Origin of the sequence: Pseudarthrobacter sp. P1 (assembly GCF_050156935.1) — a bacterium.
Lineage (GTDB): Bacteria > Actinomycetota > Actinomycetes > Actinomycetales > Micrococcaceae > Specibacter.
On the sequence record NZ_CP189584.1, the window covers coordinates 3,504,300 to 3,529,425 of the forward strand.

At 70.2% G+C, this 25,126-nt stretch carries 22 protein-coding genes and 2 tRNA genes; 14 read left to right on the plus strand and 10 right to left on the minus strand.

From position 1 onward, the window contains the following. Positions 1–27: 27 nt before the first annotated feature. The gene (locus ACQCSX_RS16580) at positions 28–1,950 is read left to right on the plus strand and encodes an FAD/NAD(P)-binding protein (RefSeq protein ID WP_427016357.1); all 1,923 of its coding nucleotides are present in this window, start codon (positions 28–30) and stop codon (positions 1,948–1,950) included. Further along, positions 1,950–2,336, plus strand: coding sequence for a hypothetical protein (locus ACQCSX_RS16585; protein ID WP_427016358.1), 387 nt, complete (start codon positions 1,950–1,952; stop codon positions 2,334–2,336). The genes ACQCSX_RS16580 and ACQCSX_RS16585 overlap by 1 nt, the downstream gene beginning before the upstream one ends. Before the next feature lie 74 nt (positions 2,337–2,410). Here the strand turns inward: ACQCSX_RS16585 and ACQCSX_RS16590 are convergent. Then, positions 2,411–2,501: transfer RNA gene (locus ACQCSX_RS16590), tRNA-Ser, on the minus strand. Between the two features lie 79 nt (positions 2,502–2,580). On the opposite strand from ACQCSX_RS16590, the gene ACQCSX_RS16595 reads away from it, so the two are divergent. Beyond that, positions 2,581–3,564: an NAD(P)H-quinone oxidoreductase gene (locus ACQCSX_RS16595; RefSeq protein ID WP_427016359.1), complete on the plus strand. Its 984-nt coding sequence runs from the start codon at positions 2,581–2,583 to the stop codon at positions 3,562–3,564. Here the strand turns inward: ACQCSX_RS16595 and ACQCSX_RS16600 are convergent. Further along, the gene (locus ACQCSX_RS16600; protein WP_427016360.1) at positions 3,561–4,805 is read right to left on the minus strand and encodes an FAD-dependent oxidoreductase; all 1,245 of its coding nucleotides are present in this window, start codon (positions 4,803–4,805) and stop codon (positions 3,561–3,563) included. The genes ACQCSX_RS16595 and ACQCSX_RS16600 overlap by 4 nt on opposite strands. A 198-nt stretch (positions 4,806–5,003) precedes the next feature. Here ACQCSX_RS16600 and ACQCSX_RS16605 point away from each other — a divergent pair, with 198 nt between their 5' ends. The 6 genes from ACQCSX_RS16605 (at position 5,004) to ACQCSX_RS16630 (ending at position 10,960) form a co-directional block, all read left to right on the plus strand. After that, positions 5,004–5,618, plus strand: a complete 615-nt coding sequence (locus ACQCSX_RS16605; protein WP_427016361.1) for a PadR family transcriptional regulator — start codon at positions 5,004–5,006, stop codon at positions 5,616–5,618. After that, positions 5,615–6,340 carry an ABC transporter ATP-binding protein gene (locus ACQCSX_RS16610; protein WP_427016362.1) on the plus strand — a complete coding sequence of 242 codons (726 nt, stop codon included), beginning with the start codon at positions 5,615–5,617 and terminating at the stop codon, positions 6,338–6,340. The genes ACQCSX_RS16605 and ACQCSX_RS16610 overlap by 4 nt, the downstream gene beginning before the upstream one ends. Beyond that, on the plus strand, positions 6,341–9,193 hold the full coding sequence (locus ACQCSX_RS16615) for a hypothetical protein (protein WP_427016363.1): 2,853 nt from the start codon (positions 6,341–6,343) through the stop codon (positions 9,191–9,193). A 77-nt stretch (positions 9,194–9,270) separates the two neighbouring features. Continuing rightward, on the plus strand, positions 9,271–9,861 hold the full coding sequence (locus ACQCSX_RS16620) for a bacterial proteasome activator family protein (RefSeq protein WP_427016364.1): 591 nt from the start codon (positions 9,271–9,273) through the stop codon (positions 9,859–9,861). A gap of 12 nt (positions 9,862–9,873) precedes the next feature. Beyond that, the gene (locus ACQCSX_RS16625; RefSeq protein WP_427016365.1) at positions 9,874–10,323 is read left to right on the plus strand and encodes a hypothetical protein; all 450 of its coding nucleotides are present in this window, start codon (positions 9,874–9,876) and stop codon (positions 10,321–10,323) included. A 106-nt stretch (positions 10,324–10,429) separates the two neighbouring features. Further along, positions 10,430–10,960 (plus strand): ferritin, encoded by a 531-nt coding sequence (locus ACQCSX_RS16630; RefSeq protein ID WP_427016366.1) that lies wholly within the window; start codon positions 10,430–10,432, stop codon positions 10,958–10,960. A 100-nt stretch (positions 10,961–11,060) separates the two neighbouring features. On the opposite strand, the gene ACQCSX_RS16635 is transcribed toward ACQCSX_RS16630, so the two are convergent. From ACQCSX_RS16635 to ACQCSX_RS16645, 3 genes are all read right to left on the minus strand, one after another. Further along, the gene (locus tag ACQCSX_RS16635) at positions 11,061–11,855 is read right to left on the minus strand and encodes an ATP-binding cassette domain-containing protein (protein WP_427016367.1); all 795 of its coding nucleotides are present in this window, start codon (positions 11,853–11,855) and stop codon (positions 11,061–11,063) included. Next, positions 11,852–12,898 carry an ABC transporter permease gene (locus ACQCSX_RS16640; protein ID WP_427016368.1) on the minus strand — a complete coding sequence of 349 codons (1,047 nt, stop codon included), beginning with the start codon at positions 12,896–12,898 and terminating at the stop codon, positions 11,852–11,854. The genes ACQCSX_RS16635 and ACQCSX_RS16640 overlap by 4 nt, the downstream gene beginning before the upstream one ends. A gap of 122 nt (positions 12,899–13,020) precedes the next feature. Further along, positions 13,021–14,133, minus strand: coding sequence for a substrate-binding domain-containing protein (locus ACQCSX_RS16645; RefSeq protein WP_427016369.1), 1,113 nt, complete (start codon positions 14,131–14,133; stop codon positions 13,021–13,023). A 168-nt stretch (positions 14,134–14,301) separates the two neighbouring features. Between ACQCSX_RS16645 and ACQCSX_RS16650 the strand changes: the two genes are divergently transcribed. The 3 genes from ACQCSX_RS16650 to ACQCSX_RS16660 all read left to right on the plus strand — a co-directional run bounded on the left by ACQCSX_RS16650 (position 14,302) and on the right by ACQCSX_RS16660 (position 16,587). Further along, a complete protein-coding gene (locus tag ACQCSX_RS16650) occupies positions 14,302–15,300 on the plus strand; it encodes a LacI family DNA-binding transcriptional regulator (RefSeq protein ID WP_427016370.1) in 999 nt (332 codons plus the stop codon). A gap of 61 nt (positions 15,301–15,361) precedes the next feature. Beyond that, positions 15,362–16,258 carry a carbohydrate kinase family protein gene (locus ACQCSX_RS16655; RefSeq protein ID WP_427016371.1) on the plus strand — a complete coding sequence of 299 codons (897 nt, stop codon included), beginning with the start codon at positions 15,362–15,364 and terminating at the stop codon, positions 16,256–16,258. Between the two features lie 35 nt (positions 16,259–16,293). Beyond that, a complete protein-coding gene (locus tag ACQCSX_RS16660; RefSeq protein WP_427016372.1) occupies positions 16,294–16,587 on the plus strand; it encodes a putative quinol monooxygenase in 294 nt (97 codons plus the stop codon). Between the two features lie 111 nt (positions 16,588–16,698). Here ACQCSX_RS16660 and ACQCSX_RS16665 read toward each other — a convergent pair whose 3' ends face one another. The 5 genes from ACQCSX_RS16665 to tmk form a co-directional block, all read right to left on the minus strand. Continuing rightward, positions 16,699–19,512: a GH32 C-terminal domain-containing protein gene (locus tag ACQCSX_RS16665; RefSeq protein WP_427019082.1), complete on the minus strand. Its 2,814-nt coding sequence runs from the start codon at positions 19,510–19,512 to the stop codon at positions 16,699–16,701. Positions 19,513–19,795: 283 nt separating this feature from the next. After that, positions 19,796–19,868 (minus strand) — tRNA-Thr (locus ACQCSX_RS16670). A 206-nt stretch (positions 19,869–20,074) separates the two neighbouring features. Then, positions 20,075–21,631, minus strand: coding sequence for an alpha/beta hydrolase (locus ACQCSX_RS16675; protein WP_427016373.1), 1,557 nt, complete (start codon positions 21,629–21,631; stop codon positions 20,075–20,077). Between the two features lie 43 nt (positions 21,632–21,674). Then, on the minus strand, positions 21,675–22,829 hold the full coding sequence (locus ACQCSX_RS16680) for a DNA polymerase III subunit delta' (RefSeq protein WP_427016374.1): 1,155 nt from the start codon (positions 22,827–22,829) through the stop codon (positions 21,675–21,677). Further along, the gene (gene tmk / locus ACQCSX_RS16685; RefSeq protein WP_427016375.1) at positions 22,826–23,473 is read right to left on the minus strand and encodes a dTMP kinase; all 648 of its coding nucleotides are present in this window, start codon (positions 23,471–23,473) and stop codon (positions 22,826–22,828) included. The genes ACQCSX_RS16680 and tmk overlap by 4 nt, the downstream gene beginning before the upstream one ends. A 104-nt stretch (positions 23,474–23,577) precedes the next feature. Here tmk and ACQCSX_RS16690 point away from each other — a divergent pair, with 104 nt between their 5' ends. Both ACQCSX_RS16690 and ACQCSX_RS16695 read left to right on the plus strand, forming a co-directional pair. Next, positions 23,578–24,750 (plus strand): trans-sulfuration enzyme family protein, encoded by a 1,173-nt coding sequence (locus ACQCSX_RS16690; protein ID WP_427016376.1) that lies wholly within the window; start codon positions 23,578–23,580, stop codon positions 24,748–24,750. Positions 24,751–24,759: 9 nt separating this feature from the next. Next, a complete protein-coding gene (locus tag ACQCSX_RS16695) occupies positions 24,760–25,107 on the plus strand; it encodes a DUF2516 family protein (protein ID WP_427016377.1) in 348 nt (115 codons plus the stop codon). The last annotated feature ends 19 nt before the right edge of the window (positions 25,108–25,126 follow it).

The following is a 25,126-nucleotide window of genomic DNA, read 5'->3' on the forward strand; positions in this document are numbered from 1 at the left end:
GGGCCACCCGTCGGTTAAGCTCAGAGAATGGGTGATGCAGGCAAACGTACGGTGGTCATTGTGGGGGCCGGCCCCCGCGGCACCTCCGTGTTGGAGCGGTTGCTGGCCCGGCAGGCGCGCGGCATGGGCGGTGGGCTGGCGATTGACCTGGTGGACCCCTACCCGGCCGGGCCCGGGCATGTGTGGCGCACGGACCAGTCCCGGCTCTACCTGATGAACACCCAAGCCTTCTTCCCGACGCTGATCCCCGGCCACGCCCCGGAGGCCCCCGCGCTCGCCGGCGGCAGCTTCGACGCCTGGCGCCGCGGCCAGCGCGAGGACCCCTCGCCGGAGCTCAGCGACGGCGACCGGGCCGAGCTGGCCGGCCTGGAATCCACCGGCTTCCCCAGCCGCGCCCTGTACGGCCGCTACCTGCGCTGGACCTTCAACCGGCTGCTGGACAACCTGCCCGAGGGCGTGGAGGTGCGGGTCCACGCCACCACCGCCCGGCATGTGGCCCGCCGCAACCCCGGGTTCGCCGTCGCACTCCAAACGGGGGAGACGCTGGAGGCCGATTCCGTGGTGCTGGCCCTGGGGCACCTGCCCGCGCGGCTGAGCGACACGGCCCAGCGCGTTGCCGACAAGGCCCGCGCCACCGGATTGAACTACTGGCCGCCCGCCATCCCCAACGATGTCCAGTGGGACGGGCTGCCGCACCGCGAGCACGTGCTGGTGCGCGGCATGGGGTTGAACTTCTTCGACGTGCTCGGCCAGCTGACCGAGGGCCGCGGCGGGCACTTTGAAGACACCGGCGATGCTCCCGGCGATGCCGTGCGGTACGTGAAGTCCGGCCGGGAACCGTTGATCCTGGCGGCCTCGCGGCGCGGCGCCCCGTACCGGGCCAAGGCCGAGCTGGAGCGCTACTACCCGGCCAGCGTGCGGCTGCGCTTCCTGAGCGAGGACGCCGTCGCCGGGCTGCGCGCCATGGGCGCCACCGCCGGCTTTGACCACGATGTCTGGCCGCTGCTGCACCGCGACGCCGTCTGGGCGTACTACAGCACGCTGGCGCGGACCCTGCCCGGGGCCATCCTGGCCGTGGATTTCCTGGACCGGCTGGCCGCCGTGCTGTCGCTGGAGGCCGCCGTGGATGGGCTGCCGGGCCGGTCCTGGGAGCGCGCCCTGGCCGCACTGGTGGCCGAGTGCGTGGCCCCCGGACACCGGCTGGACCTGTTGGGCCTGGCCCGGCCGTTCGCCGGCCGCAGCTTCGCCAGCCATGACGAGCTGGACGCCGCCGTGCTGGAGTATCTGCGCGCCGACGCCGCCGGGTCCGCCCGCGGCGAGGACGATCCCGTCAAGATGGCCATCGGCGCCCTGAACGCCGGCCGCGCCGTGGTGAAGTCGCTGGTGGCCGACGGCGGCATCACCGAGGAATCCTGGCTGGGTGAGCTGCGCGGCTGGTTCGAGGCCTTTGTCGAGGGCCTGGCCAGCGGGCCGCCCGCCCTGCGCATGGAGCAGCTGGCCGCCCTGGTGCGCGCCGGTGTCGTCCGCTTCATTGGCCCGGACCCGGTGTTCAGCGTCGAGGACGGCCAGTTCCGCGCGGATTCGCCCTGGGTGCACGGCGAGCCGTGGCGGGCCCACCACCTGGTGGAGGCGCTGGCCCCGGCCAACCGGGTCCTGGCCAACCACTCGGCGCTGCTGGAGGGCCTGCTCGACGACGGACTCGTGCGCCCGCGGGTGATGATCGCCGCCGACGGCGAGGCCGTTGCCACCACCGGGCTGGACGTCACGGCCCCGCCCTACCGGCCCCGCGATGCCAACGGCCACACGGTGGAGAACCTGTTTGTGATCGGGCTGCAGCTCTCGGCCGTGCAGTGGGGGACGGCGATCGCCGCCGAATCCGGCCCGGTGTACCGCAGCGGCGACCGCACCCTGCGCGACGCCGACGCCATCGCCGAGCGCGTGCTGGCCTGATGGACGAGGCACCGAACGGCCCTTTGGCCGGCCCTCCGGCCGGCCCCACACTGCGCCCGGCGACGGCGGCGGATCTGCCCTTCATCCTCCGCGGCGAACGCAGCTACATCCGTGAAATCGAGCCCGCTGCCGAGGCCGGCTGGACCAATGCCCTGGACCGGAATCTGCAGCTCTGGGTGGACAACCTGGAGCGGGCGGCCATTGTGGAGGTTGCCGGCGAACCCGTGGGCTACTACCTGTGGATGCCCGACGCCGGCGCCCGCGGCGCGGCGCGGCTGCTGCTGGGCGTGCACCGGGACAATCCGGCCCGGTTGTTGTACGAGCAGAGCGGCTTCACCTTTACCGGCACCGACGGCGGCTATCTGAACTACCAGGCAATGCCCTAGGGTTCACGCCCCGCACGGGATGCCCGCAGACAACAATGGCCGGGACGCCCGCGGGCGTCCCGGCCATTGCCTGGTGGCGGAAGGTGCGAGATTCGAACTCGCGGTACGGGGTCACCGCACACTGGTTTTCAAGACCAGCTCCATCGGCCGCTCGGACAACCTTCCATACCCTTGTAGTGTTTCATACGGTACGGCCAGCCACAAAAGGCGCCGTGCCATGGGTCGATATCTGCGGAAGGCAACAATGAAGGCAATCGTCACCACGGATTTCGGCGGTCCGGACGTCCTGCAGCTGGCCGATGTCCCCGCCCCGGTGCCGGGCCCCGGCGAGGTGCTTATCGACGTCGTCGCCGCCGGGCTCAACAGGGCCGACGTCCAGCAGCGCCGCGGCTACTACCCGCCGCCCGAGGGTGCCTCGCCCATCCTGGGCCTTGAGGTCTCCGGCAGGATCGCCGGCTTTGGCCCCAACGTGGCCCGGCCGTTCTCCAAGGGCGACAAGGTGGTGGCCCTGCTGACCGGCGGCGGTTACGCCGCGCAGGTGGCGGTGCCCGCCGAACAGGTGCTGCGGATCCCCGACGGCGTGGACGTGGTCACCGCCGCCGCCCTGCCCGAGGTGGCCGCCACCGTCTACTCCAACCTCTTCATGACGGCGCAGCTGCAGCCCGGTGAGACGGTGCTGATCCACGGCGGGACCGGCGGGATCGGCGCCATGGCCGTGCAGCTGGCCAAGGCCATGGGGGCCCGGGTCGCGGCCACAGCCTCCACTGACGAGAAGGTAGGCACGCTCACCGGCTACCTGGGTGCCGACATCGCCATCAACTACAACGAGGCGGATTTTGTCGAGGAGCTGCGCCGGCAGACCGGCGGCCACGGCGCCGACGTGATCCTGGACGTAGTGGGCGCCAAGTACCTCCAGCGCAATGTGGACGCCCTGGCCATGTACGGCCGGCTGGTGATCATCGGCCTGCAGGGGGGTGCGACGGCGGAGCTGGACCTGGGCACGCTGCTGTCCAAGCGCGCCGCCATCATCGGCACCACCCTGCGCGGGCGCCCGGTGTCCGAGAAGGGCGCCATCATGGACGCCGTGCGCGAGCATGTCTGGCCGCTGCTGACCTCCGGGGCGATCCACACGGTGGTGGACAAGACCTTCCCGCTGGCCCAGGCCGCCGAGGCGCACCGGTACTTTGATTCCGGCGCACACGTGGGGAAGATCCTGCTGCTCGTCTAAGCGCCCGCGGTCTGCTGGGGTCGCCGGGCGAATTCCGGGGCGTGCTCGGGACGCGGGCCGAAGGCGATCAGTCGTGCCGGGATCCGCCGGAAGACGGGCACGTGGCGGCCCAGCCACAGGGCCAGCCGCGGCGCGCCGGAACGCTTGCCGGACAGCGCCGGGACAAAGACCAACCGGTGCAGGAGCCGCTGCCCCCACTGGATGACCACCGTGGGAAGCCATCGGCGCTTCTGCACGGCGGCCAGGTCGCTCTCTGCCAGCGTGCCCGCCAGCAGTGGTAGCGCCACGCGGGCGGCCGCGGCGACGGCGTCCTGGATGGCCAGGTTGATGCCCACGCCGCCGGCCGGGGACATGGCGTGCGCCGCGTCGCCGAGGATCAGCAGCCCGGGCAGGTACCAGCGGTCCAGCCGGTTCAGCTTCACGTCCAGCATGTGGAGGTCGTCCATGGAGCGGATTTCCCCCACCCGGTCGGCCAGGTCCGGACGCATGGCCGCGATCCGCGCCCGGAAGCGCTCCACGCCCTCGGCCCGCAGCCGCGCGTCGTCCCCCTTGGGCGCCAGATAGGCGATCTGGAAATAGCTGGTGCGGGTGAGGCTGAGCAGGATCTCCGCACCGCGGAATTGCGGGATGAGGCTGGCGATCAGGCTGCTGTCCCCGTCGGCCCGGGAGAGCCGGAACCACCAGGTGTCGAAGGGTACGGGGTACTCCCGGGGAGCCAGCCCGGCGGCCGCCCGCAGCGCCGATCCGCGGCCGTCGCAGGCCAGCGTGAGGTCGGCGTGCAGTTCACCCGAGCCGCCCTCGCGCGTGCGGAAGGCGACGCCGGTGACGGCGCCGTCGGCCCCGTGCAGCAGCCCGGTGGCCTCGGTGTCCATTCGGAGGCTGAACCCGCTCTCGCGCTGGCAGGCGGCCACCAGCAAGGTGAGCAGGTCCCACTGCGGGACCAGCGCCACGTAGTTGTAGGGAGCCGGCAGGGTGCCGAAATCGCCCAGCACCACCGTGCCGCCGCTCGGGTCCGGGAGGGCGAAGTTGGCCAGCCGGCTCTGCGGCAGCGCCCGGAATTCCGTCCCCAATCCGAGCTCGTCCAGCAGCCGGATGGTGGAGGCGTGGACGGTGTCGCCGCGGAAATCGCGCAGGAAATCGGAGTGCTTCTCCAGCACAGTGACCTCGACGCCGGCCCGGGCCAGCAGCAGGGCGCACATGATGCCCGCCGGTCCGCCGCCGGCCACCACTGCTGTGGCCATGGCTCCTTCTCCTTCGTTCAAAGGATGTTGGCTCAACACTGGCCCCCGGATGGCGCGCCTGTCCAGAGCCACAGGCACGGAGCCATCGCACTTGCATTATGGATACCGCGTATGTAGCTTGAACATACGCGGTATCCATACCGCCGCCGCGAATGGCCAATTGGGGGACATTCGCGGCCATGACTTCCAGGAGCTGCCATGTCCATCCGCCACTCCCTGCTGGCCCTCCTGCAGGATGCGCCGCGCTACGGCTACCAGCTGCGCAGCGAATTCGAGGAGCGCACCGGGGCCACCTGGCCGCTGAACATCGGGCAGGTCTACACCACGCTGGACCGGCTGGAACGCGACGGCCTGGTGCAAAACGACGGCGACGACGGCGAGGGCCACGTCATCTACTCCATCACCGCAGCCGGCGCCGCGGAGGTGGAGGGCTGGTTCGCCCAGCCCGTGCACCAGAGCCACCCGCCGCGCAATGAACTGGCGATCAAACTGGCCCTGGCCGTGACGCTGCCCGGGGTGGACGTCTCCGCCGTCATCGCGGCCCAGCGCAGCGCCTCGATGACGTCGCTGCAGGACTACACGCGCTCGCGCCGCGCCAGCCCGGCGGCCGAGGCAGGGGTGCGTCCGGCGCCGGGGGACACCGCCTGGCTGCTGGTCCTGGATTCGCTGATCTTTGCCACCGAGGCGGAGATCCGCTGGCTGGACCACTGCGAGTCCCGGATGGTGGCCCTGGCCAAGCTGCCGGCCCCGGCCGTGCCCCCGGGCGCGGCCGCCGGAGCGCCCGCCGCCGCCCGGAAAGGGGTCCGGGCATGAGCGGCCAGGTGCTCCAGCTTGAGCGGGTCAGCCGCACGCACGGCCACGGTGCAACGTCCGTGGCGGCCCTGCGCAGTGTGAGCCTGACGGTCAACGCCGGCGAGTTCGTCGCCGTCATGGGCCCGTCGGGGTCGGGGAAATCCTCCCTGCTGGCACTGGCCGGCGGGCTGGACCTGCCCAACGCCGGCGAGGTGTTTGTGGAGGGCACGCCGCTGGGCGGGCTCAGCCTCAACGAGCTCGCCCGGCTGCGCCGCCGGGCGGTGGGCTATGTGTTCCAGGACTTCAATCTGGTGCCCTCGCTGACCGCCGCGGAAAATGTTGCACTGCCCCGGGAACTGGACGGGATTGCCGCCAAGAAGGCGCGCCGGCAGGCCAAGGACGCGCTGCGGCAGGTGGGGATCGCGGAGCTGGCGGACCGGTTCATGGACGAGATGTCCGGCGGCCAGCAGCAGCGCGTGGCGATCGCCCGCGCCATCGTGGGGGAGCGGCGGCTGATCCTGGCGGACGAGCCCACCGGTGCCCTGGATTCGGCCACCGGCGACGGCATCCTGGAGGTGCTGCGCGGCCGTGCCGACGAGGGTGCCGCCGTCGTGCTGGTGACGCACGAGGCGCGCCACGCCGCCTGGGCGGACCGGGTGGTCTTCCTCAAGGATGGGCGCATCGTGGACCAGACCCGGACCGCCACGGATCCGTCCGTCCTGCTGGCCGGCGCGGGCCTCTAGGTGGCGCTTGGCCTCGGGCCCGTCCCCGGCGGCCGCCGGCACCGCGCCGCGCTGGCCCTGAGGTTGGCCTGGCGGGACATCCGCGCGCACCGCGGGCGCTCCGCGCTGGTCATGGCCCTGATTGCCCTGCCCATCGCCGCCTTTTCCGGAGCGGCCACGCTGGCCCAAAGCATGCTGCCCACCCCGGCCGAGGCCGTGGTGCGTGCGCTGGGCCAGACCCAGGCCCGGCTGGGCGACATGCATTCGAGCAATGCGCACGGCCTCCAGAACGTTGCCGGGGACGCCTTCACGAGCACCGACCACACCCCCGATCCGGACTTTGTGGCCACCCGGCCCGTGGACGCCGTGCCGGCGGGGTACCGGGCCCTGCCGTACGCGCGCTTCCAAACCACCGCCACCGCCGGCCGGGCCCAGGTGCCGCTGGCCGCCGTCGCCGCGGACGTCCTCGACCCCGCCTTCGACGGGCGGATGGCGCTGCTGTCCGGCCGCGGACCGGCCGCCAGCTCCGAGGCGCTGGCCTCGCCGGGGGTGCTGGAGCGGTTCCGCAAGGAACTCGGGAACGAGCTGGCGACGGCGGCGGGCACCTTTGTGCTGGTGGGCACGGTGCGGGACCTGCAGACGGCCGACAGCGGCTCGGTCCTCTACCTTGCCGCGGACCAACTTCCCGCGGCGGGTGCCGCCACCGTGGACACGGACGTGTATCTGGTGGGTCCGGCGCCCGTGGAGTGGGCCCAGGTGCGCGGGTTCAACGCCCGCGGCATCGACGTCACCTCGCGCCACGTTCTGCTGGACCCGCCCGCGGACACCGAGCTGGGGGCGGCGGCGGGGCTGGGCACCGGCGGCTACTCCAGCTACCGGGCACAGACGTACCTGTCGTTTGGGGCTCTGGCCGGAGTCCTTGCCTTGCTGGAGGTGGTTCTGCTGGCGGGGGCCGCGTTTGCCGTGGGTGCCCGGAAACAGCACCGGGATCTGGCCCTGCTGGCGGCCTCCGGCGCGGAGTCGGCGACCTTGCGGGCCGTGGTGACATCCTCGGGTGTGTGGCTTGGTGCGGCGGGCGGGGCCGTGGGCGCCGCCGTTGGCCTGGCGGCGGCGTCGGGCGTGGTGCTCTTGGCCGCGGGCCGCGCCGCCTTTGCCGGCCTCCACCCGCAGTGGCCCGCCGCCCTGGCCCTGGTGCTGGTCGGAGCCGGTGCGGGCTACCTTGCGGCGTTGGTCCCCGCCCGCGCCGTGGCCAAGGCGGCCGCGGCCGGGGCATTGGCCGCGGGACGGGGCGCCCACCGGCCGGCCAGGTGGCCCGCCCGGCTGGGGCTGGCCCTGGTGGCTGCCGCCGCCGTGGCATTGGCGGCCAGCGCCGCTGCCGCCCTGGCGACCCGCCAAACCGGCGCGGCCGAGGAGTGGGTGGTGCCCAGCAATGTCCTGGCCGTGGGCGGGGCCGCGTGCCTGGTGCTGGGGCTGGTGCTGCTGGCCTCGCGCATCATTGCGTTCGCGACCGCCCGCACGGGGTGGCTTCCGGTGCCCCTGCGCCTGGCCGCCCGCGACGCCGCCCGGAACAACACGCGCACCCCCCCCGCGGTGGCGGCGGTGCTGGCCGCGGCCACATTGGCGAGCGCCCTGATGGTCGGCGCCGCCAGCGCGGGGGAGCAATCGAGCCAGGACTACGCCTGGGCCTACAACCCCAACCAGACCGCCCTGCCGCTCCAGCCCATGGTCCGGGGTCCCGGGCCGGGACAAAACTACGACGTCAAAGAGCTGGACCCGGCGGCAGTGGCGGGGCTGCTGCGCCGCGAACTCGGCACCGGGACCGGCACCTTGGTGCTCCGCGCCGCCGCCACGCCGCACTGCCTCGGCGGCGAGGACAACAGGGAGGGGATCGGAACCACGCCGGACTGCACGGCGTACATGCTCCAAACCCCCGCGGGGAACCGCTGCGTGCAGGCACCGGACGGCAAGCCGGCGGATCTGGCAGACTGGCGCTGCACCGGCTCCCTGGGCGCCGGCAGGCCCGGGTCCCAGATCCCGCCCATTGTGGTGGGCGGCGCCCCCGAGCTGGCGGCACTGTTGGGCCGGGCGCCCGGCGAGGCGGCCCTGGCCATGCTGGCGCGCGGGGGCATGGTGGCCACCAACAAAACCTTCCTCGCCGAGACCGGCGCCGGGACCGCAACGTTGATCAGCTATGACATCCGCCAACCGCTGGTGCAGGGCCCCGCGCGGACGTTCATGCCGGAGTGGGAACCGCAAACCACCCGGGTGCTCGATGCGCTGGTGGAGGAACCCGGCAAGGCGCTCCCCTTCTACGGGGTCATCTCTCCCGCGACGGCCGCGGCGGCGGGGATGGATGTGGCGGACGTGGCCCTGCTGGTGGAGGTGGACAAGGCGCCGCCGGCTGCCCTTAACGACCAGGTGTCCTCGGCGCTCGCCGAGTTCTACGGGCCGTACCTGTCCTTCCGCGTGGAGACGGGCGGGGACAGCGCCGGCGTCGCCGTGACGCTGTGGCTGGCGGTGGCCGCGGGGGCGCTGGTCACCCTCAGCGCCGCGGGCATCACGGCGGGGCTGGCGCTGGCGGACGGCCGGGCGGACCACGCGGTCCTGGCCGGGGTGGGGGCCGGCCCGGGCCTTCGCAAATCGCTCTCCGCCGCCCAGACCCTGCTCACCGCCTGGCTGGGCACCGTCCTGGGGATCGGGGCCGGGGCCCTGCCCACCGCCGTCGTGCTCCTCCAGCAGCGGGGCATGCCGATCGTGCTGCCCTGGCTCCAGCTGGGCGCGCTGGCCCTGGCCGTGCCGCTGGTGGGCGCCGGGGCCGCCTGGCTGCTGACCCGCGGCAAAATGCCACTTCCGCGGCGCGGAACACTGGCCTGAGGGGTGGGCCGGTGGCCCGCCATCGCGGCGTCCGTTCGCCACGGCGGCGGGGGCACTCCGTGTGGCATTATGGGGCTATGAGTGAGGACGCGGATGTTCCGGTGGAAGGCAAGACGCTCGACAATGGCGCCAAGATCGGCGCCAAGAACGGCGCCAAGCCGCACCACCCGGACGTGGTGGATCTGGTGGACCAGCCGGCCAAGGTGATGCGCATCGGCACCATGGTCAAGCAGCTGCTGGACGAGGTCAAGAGCGCGCCGCTGGACGACGCCGCACGCTCGCGGCTGGCCGAAATCCACCAGCGCTCCATCGCGGAGCTGGAGGACGGTCTGGCCCCGGAGCTGGTGGCCGAGCTGCACCGGATCTCGCTGCCCTTCTCCGACAGCATCACGCCGTCGGATGCCGAGCTGCGCATCGCGCAGGCCCAGCTGGTGGGCTGGCTGGAGGGCCTCTTCCACGGCATCCAGACCGCCATCGCGGCGCAGGCCGTGGCCAACCAGCGCACGGCAGCGCAGCTGCAATTGCGCCAGCTGCCGCCCGGTACGGTGATTGCCCCGGGCGTGATTGTGGGCGAGAACGGCGAGCCGCAGCGCGCCCCCGCCGGAGCCCGCCCGCCCAAGGCCGGCGACGGCGATTCTTCCGGGCGCACGCCCGGCCAGTACCTCTAGAGCGCCGGTTCCATGGGGTTCCTTTCCGCCGCCCGGCAGGGCCGCAAGGACGACGCCGAGCTGGGCGTCGGTGTGTGGCGCCGGGCCCACGACCGCTTCGGGCGCGGGCTGGACCGCTTCCACCAGATGCTTGAGGGCATCGAGGACCCGGAGGTCTACGACGCGATGGTGCCCCTGGCCAACGGCTTGGCGGATCTGCTCCCCGCGGTCCGCGCCGTGGCCGTGGCCGCACAGGCCGTGGCGCCGAGCACCGGCACGGACATCCCCGCCAGCGAGGGGGCCTGGTTGAACGAGGTGCACCGGGAACTCTCCCGCAGCGGCAACGCCCTGGCCACCGCGGCCGAGGCCGTGGCCATGGTGCGCCTGGGCATGGGGGAGATCACCGCCGTCGAGCGCCGGGTCCTGGCGGTCCATGAACACGTGGAGCACGCGGCCGCGTTGCTGGCGGACCGGGGCGCCTGAGGCCCGGCCCGGCGGGATCGGCCGGCGGGGATAGGCAAGGCTGGGCACAGGTAGGCAAGGCATACAACACTTGCCCGTCTCCGCGGCGCCTGCCTAGGCTCAAGCCATGAGCACCCCCACCTTCACCGAGCTTCTGTCCACCCAGGTCGCCAACGAGTTTGCGGCCTCCCAGCAGTACATCGCCGTCGCCGTGTACTTCGACGGCCTCGATCTGCCGCAGCTGGCCCGGCACTTCTACCAGCAGTCGCTCGAGGAGCGCAACCACGCCATGATGATGGTCCAGTACATGCTGGACCGCGGCCTGCCCGTGGCCATTCCGGGCATCGCCCCCGTGCGCAACGATTTCAGCTCCGTCACCGAGCCCATCGCGCTGGCGTTGGCCCAGGAGAAGCAGGTCACCCAGAACATTGAAGACCTGTTCCGTGCCGCCCGCACCGAGGGGGATCCGCTGGGCGAGCAGTTCATGCTCTGGTTCCTCAAGGAGCAGGTCGAAGAGGTGGCGTCCATGACCACGCTGCTGAACATCGCCGAGCGCGCGGACAACCTGTTCGACATCGAGAACTACATTGCCCGCGAGACGGTCGGGGACAACGGCCAGGACTCGACGGCACCCGGTGCCGCCGGCGGCGCCATCTAGGCCCGAACCGGGCCGAGAGCCGGAAAATGCCACCGCTCCCGGTTCTGCCACCGGTAGACAGGTGGCAGAACCGGGAGCGGTGGCATTTCCTGCCAAGGATCTAGGCGGTGGCCGCACCCGTCATGATGGCGACGGCGTCAGTCATGGAGTGCGACTGCGGCGTGATGGTGGCCGCGCACTTGCCCAGGCGCTGGATGTGGATCCGGTCCGCCACATCAAAGACATGCGGCATGTTGTGGCTGATCAGGATCACCGGCAGGCCGCGGTCGCGCAGATCGCGGACCAGCTGCAGCACCTGGTTGGACTCGCGCACACCCAGGGCCGCGGTGGGCTCGTCGAGCACCACCACCTTGGAGCCGAAGGCCGCGGCGCGGGCCACGGCCACCGCCTGGCGCTGGCCGCCGGAGAGGTTCTCCACCGGGACGGTGACGTCCTGGAGCGTGGAGATGCCCAGCCGGTTCAGTTCCTCGCGGGCCTTGGCGCGCATGCCCTTGGTGTCCAGCATCCGCAACACCGATCCGAGCAGACCGGGCAGTCGCTCCTCCCGGCCCAGGAACAGGTTGGATGCCACATCCAGGGCCGGGGAGACGGCCAGGTTCTGGTACACGGTCTCGATGCCGTGGACGCGTGCGTCCTGCGGGCGCTTGAAATGGACCTGCTGGCCGGAGACGTAGAGGTCGCCGGAGTCGGGGATCTCGGCACCGGTGAGGCATTTGATCAGCGTGGATTTGCCGGCGCCGTTGTCGCCAATGACGGCCAGCACTTCGCCGGGGTAGAGGTCCAGGCTGACGCCGTCGAGCCCCACCACCCGGCCAAAGGTCTTGACCAGGTTCTTCGCCTGCAGGATGGGCTGGCGGGTCTCCGCCACAGGGGAATTCATCTGCGTGGCAGTCATGACTTGACCTTTCGGATCCACTGGTCGATCGAGACAGCGAGCACGATGAGGATGCCCACCGCGAGTGTTTGGTACAACACGTCCAGCCCGGCCAGGGCCAGCCCGTTGCGGAACACGCCGACAATCAGCGCGCCCAGCAGCGAGCCCCAGATGGAGCCGCGGCCGCCAAAGAGGCTGGTTCCGCCGATGACGACGGCGGTGATGGAGTCCAGGTTCAAATCCAGTCCCGCGTTGGGGCTGGCGGCGTTGGTCCGGCCGATCTGGATCCAGGCGCCGATGGCCAGGACCGCGCCGGCCACCAGATAGACGCTCATCAGGACGCGGCTGACCGGGATGCCGGCCAGGCGGGCGGCTTCCTTGTCATCGCCCACGGCGTAGACGTGGCGGCCCCAGGCGGTCTTGCCCAGGATGAAGGCGACAACAATGTAGAGCAGCAGCATCAGGACCACGCCGATGGAAATCCGTACGCCGCCGATGGGGAAGGTCCCGCCTGTCCAGGTCAGCAGGCCTGGCATGGCCGTTCCGCGAACCGTGGCGCCGTTGGAGTAAAGCAGCGTCAGGGCGACGAAGATGTTGAGGGTTCCCAGCGTGACGATGAACGGTGGGAGCCGCAGCTTGGTGACGAGGAAGCCGTTCAGCGCTCCCGCAGCCAGCCCGATGAAGAGCCCGCCGACGAGGGCCAGCAGGGCCGGCACGCCATTGTTGACCGCCAGCTGTGCCATCACCATGGAGGCCAGCACCATGACGGCGCCCACGGAGAGGTCGATGCCGGCGGTGAGGATGATGACGGTCTGGGCCACCGCCAGGGTGCCGACGACGGCCACCTGCTGGGTGATGAGTGAGAGGTTCTCCACCCGCAGGAACCTGTCGTTGAGGAGTCCGAAGACCACCACTGCCACCAGCAGCACGAGTGCCGGGCTCATGGCCGGGTAGCGGTGGAGGATGTTGCGGATCCGGCTCAACGGGGTCTGGCGGTCAAGGAATTCCTCGGCCAGGTCCACGCCGGCTGTGGCAGGGGGTCCTGCGGTGTGTTGCTGGGTCACTGTTGCTCCTGAACTTCTGTGTTCTGATCTTTTGCTCATGGTGATGATCGCCTAAATCTGGTGCGCAGGGCGGCCTTGGTTGGATCGTTGCGGCCGCTCTGCGGCTAAAGCCGGGGCAGGGGTTACTTGCCCCAGCAGAGCTGGGAGGCGGCGGTGGTGTCGATGCTCTCGAGCCCGCTGACGGGGGTGTCCGTCACCAGGGCCGAGCCGGTGTTGAAGAAGTCCAGGCCGTCGGAGGTGCTGGGCTTCTTGCCGGTCTTGGCGAGGTCGACGATGGCCTTGACGCCCAGGTCCGCCATCTTGATGGGGTACTGCTGGGCGGTGGCGCCGATGACGCCGGCCTTGACGTTGTTGACGCCGGAGCAGCCGCCGTCGATGGAGACAACCAGCACGCCCTTGTCCTTGCCTGCGGCCTTGAGGGCCTCGAAGGCGCCGGCGGCGGCGGGCTCGTTGATGGTGTAGACGACGTTGATGTCCGGGTTCTTGGACAGCAGGGTTTCCATGGCCGTGCGGCCGCCGTCTTCGGCGCCCTGGGAGGCCTGGTTGCCGACAATCTCGTAGTCGCCGCCCTTGCCTCCGGTGTACTTGCCCGTCTTGGCCTCGTCGCCGTTCTTGGTCTTGTCGGCCGTGTCAATGCCCAGCCCGGTCAGGAAGCCCTGGTCGCGGTTGTAGTCCACCGAGACCACCTTGTCATCGAACAGGTCAACGAGGGCGATGGTGGCCTTCTTGCCGTCCAGCTGGGCGGCGGTCCATTGGCCGATCTGCTTGCCGGCGGCGAAGTTGTCCGTGGCAAAGGTGATGTCGACGGCGGAGGTGGGGTCCGGTGCGGTGTCCAGGGCAATGACGTACAGGCCGGCGTCGCGGGCCTTCTTGATGGCATCAACCACCGAGGGGCCGTTGGGGGTGATCAGAATGCCCTTGTCGCCCTTGGAGATGGCGTTCTCGATGGCCTGGATCTGGGTGTCCTCGTCGCCGTCGGACTTGCCCGCGGCCAGATGCAGATCCACGCCGTTGGCGTCGGCGGCCTTCTTGGCACCGTCCTCCATGGAAACGAAATACGGGTTGGTGGTGGTCTTGACGATCAGCGAAACGCCGATCTTCTCGCCTGATCCGCCGGTGGATCCGGTGGCGGTGGATCCCCCGCTGCAGGAGGTGAGGGCAAGGGCGCCCAATGTCAGGGCCGTGCCGAGGGCGAAAAAGCGGGTGGCATTCTTGGAACTCGTGGTGCTGGGCATTGAATCTCCTGTGATTCGAAGCTCTGGTTGTCACGCTGACAACGTTGTCATATTATGTGTAACGCAGCTCACTCGATAGAGTCAAGAGTAATTGCAAATAAGGAGCATCAAGACGTGACAACGTTGTCTAATCGTGATCAACGGGCCCCCGCAGCCGGGCGGCCCACCATGAAACATGTGGCCTCCCTCGCCGGCGTGGGCATCAAGACCGTCTCTCGGGTCATGAATGACGAGCCGGGCGTTTCCGAGGACACGCGCCAACGCGTCCTGCGGGCCACCGAGCAATTGAACTACGAACTGGATATGGCGGCCGGCAGCCTGCGCCGCACCGGCCGTGCTACGGCGTCCATTGGCCTGCTGCTGCCCTCCGTGTCCAACCCGTTCAGTGCGGAAATCCACCGTGCGCTCGAAGACGCGCTGGCCGAGCGGGGGATAGCGGTCTTTGCGGCGAGCCTGGACGATGACGCCGAACGGGAGCGCAAGCTGGTTTCGGCCTTCATGCGCCGCCGCGTGGATGGGCTGATCCTCACCACCATTGCCCGAAGCCAGGCCTATTTGGCGCCGGAGCTGGCCCGGAACATGCCTCTGGTCTTCATCGACCGCGAGCCCATGGGCATTGACGCCGACGCTATCGTAGTCGACAACGCCGAGGGTGCTGCGGCGGCCACCAGGCACCTGATCGCCCACGGCCACCGCAACATCGCGTTCCTTGGTGACCGCACGGACATCCAGACCGCCCGGGAACGCCGTCGCGGCTTCTTGGAAGAACTGGGCAGGGCCGGGGTCGCCACGGTGGATGTGCCCATCCGGTCGGGCTGCCATGACGAAAACGCGGCCCGACAGGCCGTTGTGGAACTCCTCGCGTCGGACAACCCGCCCACTGCCATCTTCGCCAGCCAAAACCTGGTGACCTTTGGCGTCCTGCGGGCACTGCGGGAGGCCGGCGCAAGCAAACGTGTGGCCTTGGTGGGCTTTGACGATTTTCCGTTGGCGGATCTGCTTGATCCCGGAGTCACAGTGATCGCCCAGCATCCGGACCGGATCGGTGCGCTGGCCGCGGAACGGATCCTGGCCAGGATCGACGGTGACCGGAGCGAGCCGCGCACCTACATTGTGCCCACCGAACTCATTGCCCGCGGCTCCGGCGAAATCCACTCCAACCAGTAGTTTTCCCTCGGCACCGCCACCGTGGCGGTGCCACCTACCTGAACCCCTAGCGAGGACTTGAATGGCCAACACAGCAGTTGTCATCGGCGATGCCCTGATTGACGAGATCCAGGCGGAGGATGGTTCCGCCAGTTTTGTGGGCGGTGCCGGCCTCAATGTGGCGGTGGGCCTGGCCCGCTTGGGCGTGGACGCCACCTTTATTGGCACCGTGGGGGCGGACGACGACGGCGGCCGCATCCGCGCCTTCCTCACCGACCACGGGGTGGCGCCGCTGCTGCGGACCGTGGGGGAGAGAACGGCTCGGGCCGTGTCCGTACGCATCAACGGCGAGCCCTCCTATTTCTTCAACCGGGAGGCCATCGACCGCGGGATCCGGATCGGCGCCGCGGAGCAGCAGGCGCTGGACGCCGCGGACGTGGTGGTGGTGAGCTCCTTCCCCTTCGACAACCAGGCGCAGTACAGCGCCCTGGCCGCCGCCGTCGCCCGTTCCCGCCAGCGTTTGGTGGTCGACCCCAACCCGCGCCCGGGGCTGCTGGTGGACAAGGACCTGTTCAGCCGCAACTTCCGCACGCTGGCAGCACGTTCCCTGCTGGCCAAGGTCAGCGACGAGGACGCGCCGCTGCTGGGCTCCGCGGACCTCGACACCCTGGTGCGCGAGCTGCTGGACGCCGGGGCGGGCACCGTGCTGGCCACGGCCGGCCGCAATGGGGCCTTCATTGCCACCGCAGGGGGCGCACGGATCAGCGCCCCGATCGCGTCGCTGCCCGGCACCGTCGTGGACACCATGGGCGCCGGCGACGCCACGCTGTCCGCCACCGTCCGCGCCCTGCTCGACGGCGGCGTGCCCGAGGGCAGCCTGGCCTGGGCGGAACTGCTGGAATCGGCCATGCTGGTCGCGGCGGCGACCTGCCGCAGCCAGGGCGCGCTGCTGCAGATCCCGGCCGCCGCGGCACTCTGATCCGCCAACCAACCGAGAAATCCCAAGGAGCCCCCATGGCCAAAACCCTGTACGCCGAATTCACCGTCAAGCCCGGCTGCGAGGCGCGCGTGGCCGAGATGATGTGCACGCTCACCGAGCAGGTCCGCAACGAGCCCGGCAACGTCCTCTTCCTGCCCTACACGCGCGAAGCCGCCCCGAACGAGTACTTTGTCTTCGAGGTCTACGCCGATGATGCCGCGTTCAGCGAGCACATCACGGCCGATTACGGCAAGGTCTTCAATGACGAACTGGCGGAGCTGATCGAGGGCGAGGGGTCCGTCCTGACCTGGCTCACCGAAGCCGAGTAGGACGGTTCCGCGGCCGGGCCGGGGCCACCCCGGATAGGCCCGTGGCAGGCCCGTGGCCGGTGCCGGACCGGCGCAACCGCCCGGTGGTCCGGCACCGGCCACGGGCCTGCGCTACTTCTTCGGCAGCACTGCCGCCGTCTCGGTGGAGGAGAGCATTGCGGGCATCACGCCGGGGGCGGAACCGGTGGCCCGGACGCTGATCCGCTGCCCGAGCTGTGCGGTCGTTGGCGCGAAGGACTTTTCCGTCGCCCCGGCAATCTCCACGCCGTCGGCCAGCCACTGGTACGAAGTGTCCTTGGCCTTGGGCTGCCAGTCACCGGCATCGGCCTTGAGCGTCCTGCCCACCTTGGCCTCGCCCTTGATGGCGGGTGCGGCAGTGGTGGTGAATGCCGGCAGGAACATGGCGGCGTCCAGCGGCGTGACGGTCAGGGACTTCAGCCGGGCGGTGCCGCCGTCGGCGAAGAGCGAGACGCGGGTGGCGCCGGCGTTCGGGAACACCTGGTCCGTGAGCGTGGCCGCCCCGCCCTGGGCAAAGACCTCGACCGACGCGCGGTCCAGATACAGCGTTAGGGTGACGTTGCCTTGGGCATCCGGGGTGGCAGGTGCCGAGTCCACGGAGGCAAAGGCCGGGCTGAAGGCCGTGTTGCCGGAGTTGGTCCGGTCGATGAACACCTTGTGCGTGCGGGCGTCGTAGCCAACAGTGGTGGCGGAAGTGCCGTCGCCGAAGACCTTCACGCCGGAGCGGGCGGCGGTGCCGGGGTTGAAGGTGGCCTCGATCTTGGCCACGCTGCCCCACGCCTTGGCCGGCAGATCCTTTGTCCCCGCGGGGATGGATTCCGCGCCCGTGCGGTAGGCCACCTTGCCGGCCAGCTGGTCCACCTGGGCGACCGGCTTTTGAACCAGCCGCGGGCCATTGGCGGTCTGGGCCAGGGACACCTCGCGTGGCAGCGCCATCGAACTGCGCCACGTGCTGGTGGGGATGGTGTTGGCGTAGTCCCAATTGTTCATCCAGCCGAGCATGATGCGCTTGTTGTCCGGGGCGTTGGCGAAGGAGACGGAGGCGTAGTAGTCCTTGCCCCAGTCCAGCCAGTCGTAGGACTGCAACCGGGTGGTGGCGGCGGCCGGGCTGGCGGTGAACTGGTCCGCCAGGATGTGGCCCCAGCCGGAGCGGTTGTTGTCCACCACGGTGATGGATGCCGCCCGGCCGCGGAACTCCTTCACGTCCCAGGACGCCCAATCCAGCTGTTCGCTGTTGCTGCCCGTGGTGGAGCGGACCACCTTCCCGTCGACCACCAGGTTCACCGACTCCTCGTCGGAGCGCGGCACGGCCGGCGCGTCGGTCAGCATGGCGTGGTCCAGTGTGAGGTGGCCCCATCCGCCGGTGGCGGTGTCCACGATGCGGAGCTGGGCCGCCTGCCCGGCAAACTCCGACACGTCCCAGCCCTTCCAGTTCAGCGCGCCGTTCTCGTCGCCGGCGAGCGAGCGGACGGGCACGCCGTTGACCAGCAGCTGGGCGGCCAGGACCTGGTCCGAGCCGGCCGGCCGGTTGCCGCCGCCCACCAGCATGGACATGTAGTTCTTGGAGATGGTGAAGGCCGGGGAGGTCAGGGTTCCGGTGCGGTCATCGGAGGGGGACCCGCCGGTGTCAAATGTGTTGATGCGCTTGGCGCCAATCACAAAGTCGCCACCGGTGCTGGCCGGCTGGTAGTTGGGCGTGAGGTCCCCCGTCCCGGTCCAGCCGGAATCGGCCAGGGTGCTGCCGTCCGGCCCCTCAAATCCATTGAAGAGCAGCTCCCCGGCCGGGGGAGTGTTGTCCAGCTTGTCCGAGACGCGCGGATGGTTGCCGCCGCCCACGAGGAAGTTCAGGTAGTCGTCGCTGACCGTAAACGTGGGCGAGGCCATGGACCCCAGCGGCCAGTCGCCATCGTTGAAGGAATTGACCAGCCCGGTGCCGTGGAACCCGGTGACGGGACTCTGGCCGGGCAGGGCGCCCGTGGCCGGGGCCCCGGCGAACGGGCCGTCCTTCCAATTCCCGGGCTCGTTGGCGGTGGTCCACCCGTCGTAGCTGCCGCCGTCGAAGCCGAACAGGGGCGTCCCCGCCGGCACGGAGTCCAGAGCCTTGGTGGTGTCGGAGGTGAAGGTGGTGCCGTCAAAGGTGCCCACGAAGTACTGGCCGGCCGAGCCGCCGGCCACGCCACCGGGATTGATGTTGACCACCATGACCCACTTGACGTTGTTCGGGTCACCGTCCACGGCGAGCGGGAAGAGGTCCGGACATTCCCACTGGCCGCCGGTGGCGTTGGCGGGGCCAAATTCGCTCAGTTCCGTCCAGTCCTTGAGGTTGCTGGACTTGTAGAGCAGCACCTTGTGGTCCTGGGCCTCCACGGCCGCCATCACCCAGTACCCGGTGGCGGCATCGCCGTACCAGAACACCTTCGGATCGCGGAAGTTGGCGGAATTCCGGTTCAGGACAGGGTTGTTGGCGTACTTGGTCCAGCTCTGGCCGCCGTCCACGCTGTAGGCCAGGGACTGCGCCTGCAGGCCGTGCAGCGGCGAGGCATCCTTGTAGGCGCTGGTGAACACGGCCACCAGCGGCGGATTCTCCGCCGTGCCGAAGCCGCTGCTGTTGGTCGTGTCCACCACGACGCTGCCGGAGAAGATGTCCTGCGCCATGTCGGTGGCGATGGCCAGCGGCTGCTCGGTCCAGTGCACCAGATCCGGCGAGGTTGCATGGCCCCAGGACATGTTGCCCCAGGTGGTGCCGAAGGGGTTGTGCTGGAAGAACAGGTGGTACTGGCCCTGGTAGTAGACCAGGCCGTTGGGATCGTTCATCCAATTCTGCTGCGGCGAGAAGTGGATGGCCGGCCGGTATTGCTCCTGGCCACTGCCGGCCGGGGGTGTCGCCGGTGCCGGCGGGCCGGCCATCGCCGGTGCCGCCGCCAGACTGGCCGCCAGCAGCATTCCCGCCAGGGCTGCCCCGGCCACCGCAGGTCTTGCCCTGAACCCCATGTGGTGCGTCGTGTGTTTCCTCAAAACGTGTTCCGCCCTTCATTGCGCGTGCCGCTCCCGTGGGATGACAACGTTGTCAGTGGCTTGGACGGTACGGGATGTCCGCTGGACAAGTCAACGAGTGGGAACGGGCGCGGCCCCACCGGATCCGGGCACGAAAAAGCCCCTCCGCCACAAGGGCGAAGGGGCTTCAGGCCGGAGCCTCCAATCAGAATCGAACTGATGACCTTTTCATTACGAGTGAAACGCTCTACCGACTGAGCTATGGAGGCATGCGCCGTCCGGCGGCCCCTTTCGGAGCCGTACCTTCAACGCAAGATAAAACTCTAATGGAGGCCGCGGCCAAGTCAAAATCGGGCGGTCTGGAGATCGCCTGCCGGGCAAATGAAGACGATCCCCGCCAGCGAACATGCGGCCGCATGTTCGCTGGCGGGGATCGTCTTCGAAAGTGGTGCCGCAACCCGAATGGGCGGTGTTTCTAGCAGCGCAGGCCCTTGGCGGGCACCACACCGTCCACAAAATAGCCGTCGACGGCGTCGGAGATGCACTTGTTCGAGCGGCCGTAGGCCGTGTGCCCATCGCCGTCCCAGGTGACCAGCACACCCGAGCTCAGCTGGCTGCTCAGGGCCACCGCCCAGTCATAGGGGGTGGCCGGGTCGCGGGTGGTGCCGATGACCAGGATGGGGGCAGCGCCGTCGGCGGTGATCTTGGCCGGGGCGCCCACCGGCTTGTACGGCCAGTCCTTGCACAGCAGCCCCGTATAGCCCAGCAGCTTGCCAAAGGTGGGGGAGGCGGCCTGCAGGGCCGCGGAGTCGGCGCGCATGGCGGCCACATCCGTCACCATCGGGTAGTCCAGGCAATTGACGGCGTTGAACGCGAAGGCGGTGTTGGACTTGTATTTGCCGTCCTCGCCGCGCTCCGCGGAGTAGTCGGCGAGGACCATCATGGCGTTGGAATCGCCCTTGAAGGCGCTGGCCAGGGCCTGCGAGAGCAGATCCCAGAGGTCCGTGGAGTACATGGCGAAGGCCAGCACACCGGTGAACTCGCTCTCGGTCAGCACCCGGCCGTCCTTGGTGCGCTGCGGGTTGTCCGCATAGACGGCGTTGAGGTCGCGGACCTGCTGGACGGCCTGCTCGGGGGTGCCGCTGACGGGGCAGCCGGCCGTGGCGAGGCAGTGAGCGGCCCAGGCATGGATGGCCAGCTCAAAGCCCTTGGCCTGGCCCATGGATACGTCCTCGATGGACAGGGTCGGGTCCAGCGCGCCGTCCAGGGAGAACTTGCCCACCTTCGCCGGGAAGAGTCCGGCATAGGTGGCGCCCAGCTTGGTGCCGTAGGAGTAGCCCATGTAGTTCAGCTTGGCGTCTCCCACGATGGCACGGAGGATGTCCATGTCCTTGGCGGAGCTGACAGTGTCGATGTGGGCCAGCACCGGGCCGGTGTTCTTCACGCAGGCCGCGATGTCGTCCTTGGTTTGGGCCTCGTCGCGGGCCAGATCGGCGTCGTTGTCCAGGTTCAGGGACTCCTGGCGCTCCTTGTCCCGCGCGGCGTCGCCGATGCAGGTGACGGGTGCCGAGCGCTGCACGCCGCGGGGGTCGAAGCCCACGACGTCGTACGCGGCGCGGATCTTGTCCGTGAAGTAGGTCTTGGCGCCGTCCTTGACCATGTCATAGCCGGAGGCGCCGGGCCCACCGGGGTTGACCACCATGGATCCCAGCTTCTTGCCGCTGGCGGCCAACCGGATGACGGCCAGTTTGATGGACTCGCCGCCGGCCTGGGCATAGTCCAGCGGAACCTTGATGGTGGCGCACTGGAACGATTTCTCGCACGTGGTCCAGGTGACAGGCTGGGCGTAGAAGCCCGCCAGCTCCGCCGGGACGTTGCCAATCACTGCCGCCTCGGCGGTGGCCCCCCGGTCGGCGGTCTGCGGGAACAGCACCGAGCAGGAGGACAGCAGCATGGCCAGAGCCACGGCGGCGGCAGCGGCTGCCAGCGCGCGCGGGCGCCGCCGTCGGCCCTGGTGGTGGACAACGCTCATAGGTTTTCTCCTTGTGGTGCCACGGCCGGATGCCAGAGGCGGGCTACAGCAGGCTGACCGCCATGGCCTCAAGGGCCAGCAGCGGGGCGACATTGGTGGTGGTGATGCGCCGGCGGACCGTGTTCACGGCGTCCATCCGGGCCAGGGTGGTTTCCGGCGTGGACCGGGCGGCAAAGTGCGCCAGCTCCGTGCGGAGGGACTCGTTGACCAGCTCGACGGCGTCGCCCCCGGCGCGGGAGAGCTGGAGCACCAGTGCGTCCCGGTAGAAGGAGAGCAGGTCCGTCAGTGCGCGGTCCAGGGTGTCGGTGATGGAGCGCTTGGAGCGGCGCTTCTGGTCCTCCTCCAGGGCCCGGACCTGGGAGCGCATCGACGGCGGCAGGGTGCCCGTCTGCGGCGCCCCGAGGGAGCGCAGCAGGGATTCCTTCTCGGCGGCGTCGCGCTCCTCGTTGGAGGAATTGGCCTCCGCGGTGGCCAGCTCCACCAGGGCCGCCGCGGCGCGCACCGCGGCCGTGACGTCCACCAGGGTCAGCGGGAGCTTCACGATCTCCTGGCGCCGGGTGCGGGCGCCCTCGTCGCGGGCCAGCCGGCGGGCGATGCCCACGTGGCTCTGCGCGGCGCGGGCGGCCAGGTCCGCCATCCGGGGGTCGACGCCGTCACGGCGCACCAGCAGGGCCGCCACGTCGGCCACCGGCGGCACGCGCAGGCCGACGGCGCGGCAGCGGGAGCGGATGGTCACCAGGACGTCCGCCGGGCTGGGGGCGCACAGGATCCAGATGGTGCGCGGCGGCGGCTCCTCGATGGCCTTCAGCAGCACATTGGTGGTGCGCTCGGCCATGCGGTCCGCATCGCCCACGATGATCACCCGCCAGCGTGAGGACGAGGGCCGGTCCTGGGCCTTGGTCACCAGCTCGCGGGCCTCGGCGATGGTGATGGTGGTCTTTTCGGTGGCGATGAACGCGACGTCCGCGTTGGTGCCGGCCAGCGTGGTGTGGCAGGCGTGGCATTCGCCGCAGCCGCGTTCGGCGAGCTCCGGGCGCTCGCAGACCAGCGCCGCGGCAAAGGCCTTGGCGGCATTGGACCGGCCGGAGCCGGGCGGACCCGTCACCAGCCAGGCATGGGTGGGGGCATCCGAGGAGGCGGCGCGGCGCAGCTGCTCCACCACCGGCTCCTGGCCCTGGAGATCGTCCCAGACGCTCAAGGCAGCAGCATCCGCACGCGGTCAAGGATCTGGGCGGCCAGTTCCTGGATGGACAGCCGGGCGTTGAGCACCAGGTAGCGCCCTGGATGGGCCGCCGCGGCGTCGAGGAAGGCCGCCCGGATGCTCAGGTGGAACTCGTCCGGCTCCGATTCCAGCCGGTCCTCGGCCGCGTCGCCGGCGGTGCGGCGCACGCGGCCCTCTTCCGGGTCCACGTCCAGCACTATGGTCAGGTCCGGCCACAGTCCGCCGGTGGCCCACTCGTTCAGCGCGCTGATGCGCTCGGCGCCCAGGCCGCGGCCCACCCCCTGGTAGGCCACGGAGGAATCGATGTACCTGTCGGTGAGGACCACGTCGCCGCGGGCCAGTGCGGGGGCAATGACCTGGTCCCCGTGCGCGGCGCGGGCGGCGGCAAAGATCAACGCCTCGCAGCGGGCATCAATGGTGCCGTGCCCGTGGTCCAGCACCAGCGAGCGCAGCTTTTCCCCGATGGGCGTGCCGCCGGGCTCGCGGGTGCGCAGCACGGTGCGGCCCTGGGCAGCCAGTGCCTCGGCCAGCAGCGCGGCCTGGGTGGATTTTCCGGCACCGTCGCCGCCCTCAAAGGCAAGAAAGAGGCCGGGGCGGTGCTGCTGGAGAGGGGAAGTCACACTCACTAGCCTACCGACAACCTCCGACGGCGATGCCGGACGCACCGTCTCCGCCGCCGTCATGGTTTTGCGCCAGGCCCGGGCCTGCGGGCTACTGTGGGCTCATGAGCCCGACGCACCCGCACCCGTCCGACCTCAGCCCGGAAACCCTGGTGGTGTCCGCCGGGCGCCCGGAGCGCGTCCATGATGCGCCGGTGAATCCGCCCATCGTGCTCTCCTCCACCTTCGTGGGGACAGGCACAGTGGTGGATGGTGACCGCGCCTACGGCCGCTATTCCAACCCCACCTGGGATCCGCTCGAGGAGGCCATCTCCGCCCTGGAGGGCGCCACCGTGCCCTCGCTCGTGTTCGGCTCCGGCCTGGCCGCCGTGTCCGCGGCACTGTCGCTGGTCCCGGTGAAGGGCGTGCTGGTGATGCCCACGCATTCCTACCAGGGTGCGCTGGTGATGGCACAGGAGCTCGCGGCCAAGGGGCTGTTCGTCCTGCGCACCGTGGACATCGCCGACACCGACGAGGTCATCTCCGCCCTGACCGGCGCGGGGGAGCGCGCGGCGAGCATGCTCTGGCTGGAGAGCCCCACCAACCCGATGCTGGAGGTGGCGGACCTGCGCGTGCTGGCCCGCTCGGCCAAGGCCGTGGGTGCACTGGTGGTCACGGACAACACCTTCTCCACCCCGCTGGTGCAAAAGCCGCTGGAGCTCGGCAGCGACATCGTCCTGCACTCGGTGACCAAATACCTGGCCGGCCACTCCGACGTCGTGCTCGGCTCGCTGACCACCTCCAACGCGGAACTGCGCGCCACGCTGCACCACCACCGCTCCATCCACGGCGCCATCGCCGGCCCGTTCGAGGCCTGGCTGGCCCTGCGCGGGCTGCGCACCCTGGCCCTGCGGGTGGAGCGCTCGCAGGCCACGGCCGGCGAGCTGGCCCGCCGGCTGGAGGCGCACGGCGGCGTCGACGCCGTCCGCTACCCGGGCCTGGACAGCGATCCCGGACACCAGCGCGCCAAGGACCAGATGCACGGCTTCGGCTCGATCCTGGGCATCGAGGTCTCCGGCGGTGCCGCGGCCGCCGAGGCAGTGGTGGAGGCGCTGCGGATCTGGACGCCCGCCACCTCGCTGGGCGGTGTGGAGTCGCTGATCGAGCGCCGCCGCCGGCACGCCAACGAGCCCACCTCGGTGCCGGAGAACCTGTTGCGCCTGAGCGTGGGCATCGAAAACATCGAGGATCTGTGGGCCGACCTGGAACAGGCCCTGCGGCGGGGCGCCACCGGCTAGTCTTGAGGGGTGATCATCCTCCTGCTCCAATATGCACTGACGGGCCTGTTGGGCCTGGTGGCCCTCGGCATCCAGCTCTGGGCGCTCGCCGACTGCCTGCGTGCCACCCCGGCGGACTTTGAACGCGCCTACAAGCGGACCAAGCAATTTTGGTCGCTGCTGACCGGAGGGTCGGTGCTGGTGGGTGTGCTCTATCTGCTCACGCTCTCACCGCGCGGCGGCGGCATGGGCTTCACGCTGCTCCTGGACCTGGCCGCCGCCACGGCGGCCGCCGTCTACCTGGCCGATGTCCGCCCCGCACTGGCACAGGTGCGCCGCGGCGGCAACCGCAACCAGGGCCCGTACGGCCCCTGGTAGACCCCTGACGCTGGCCAGC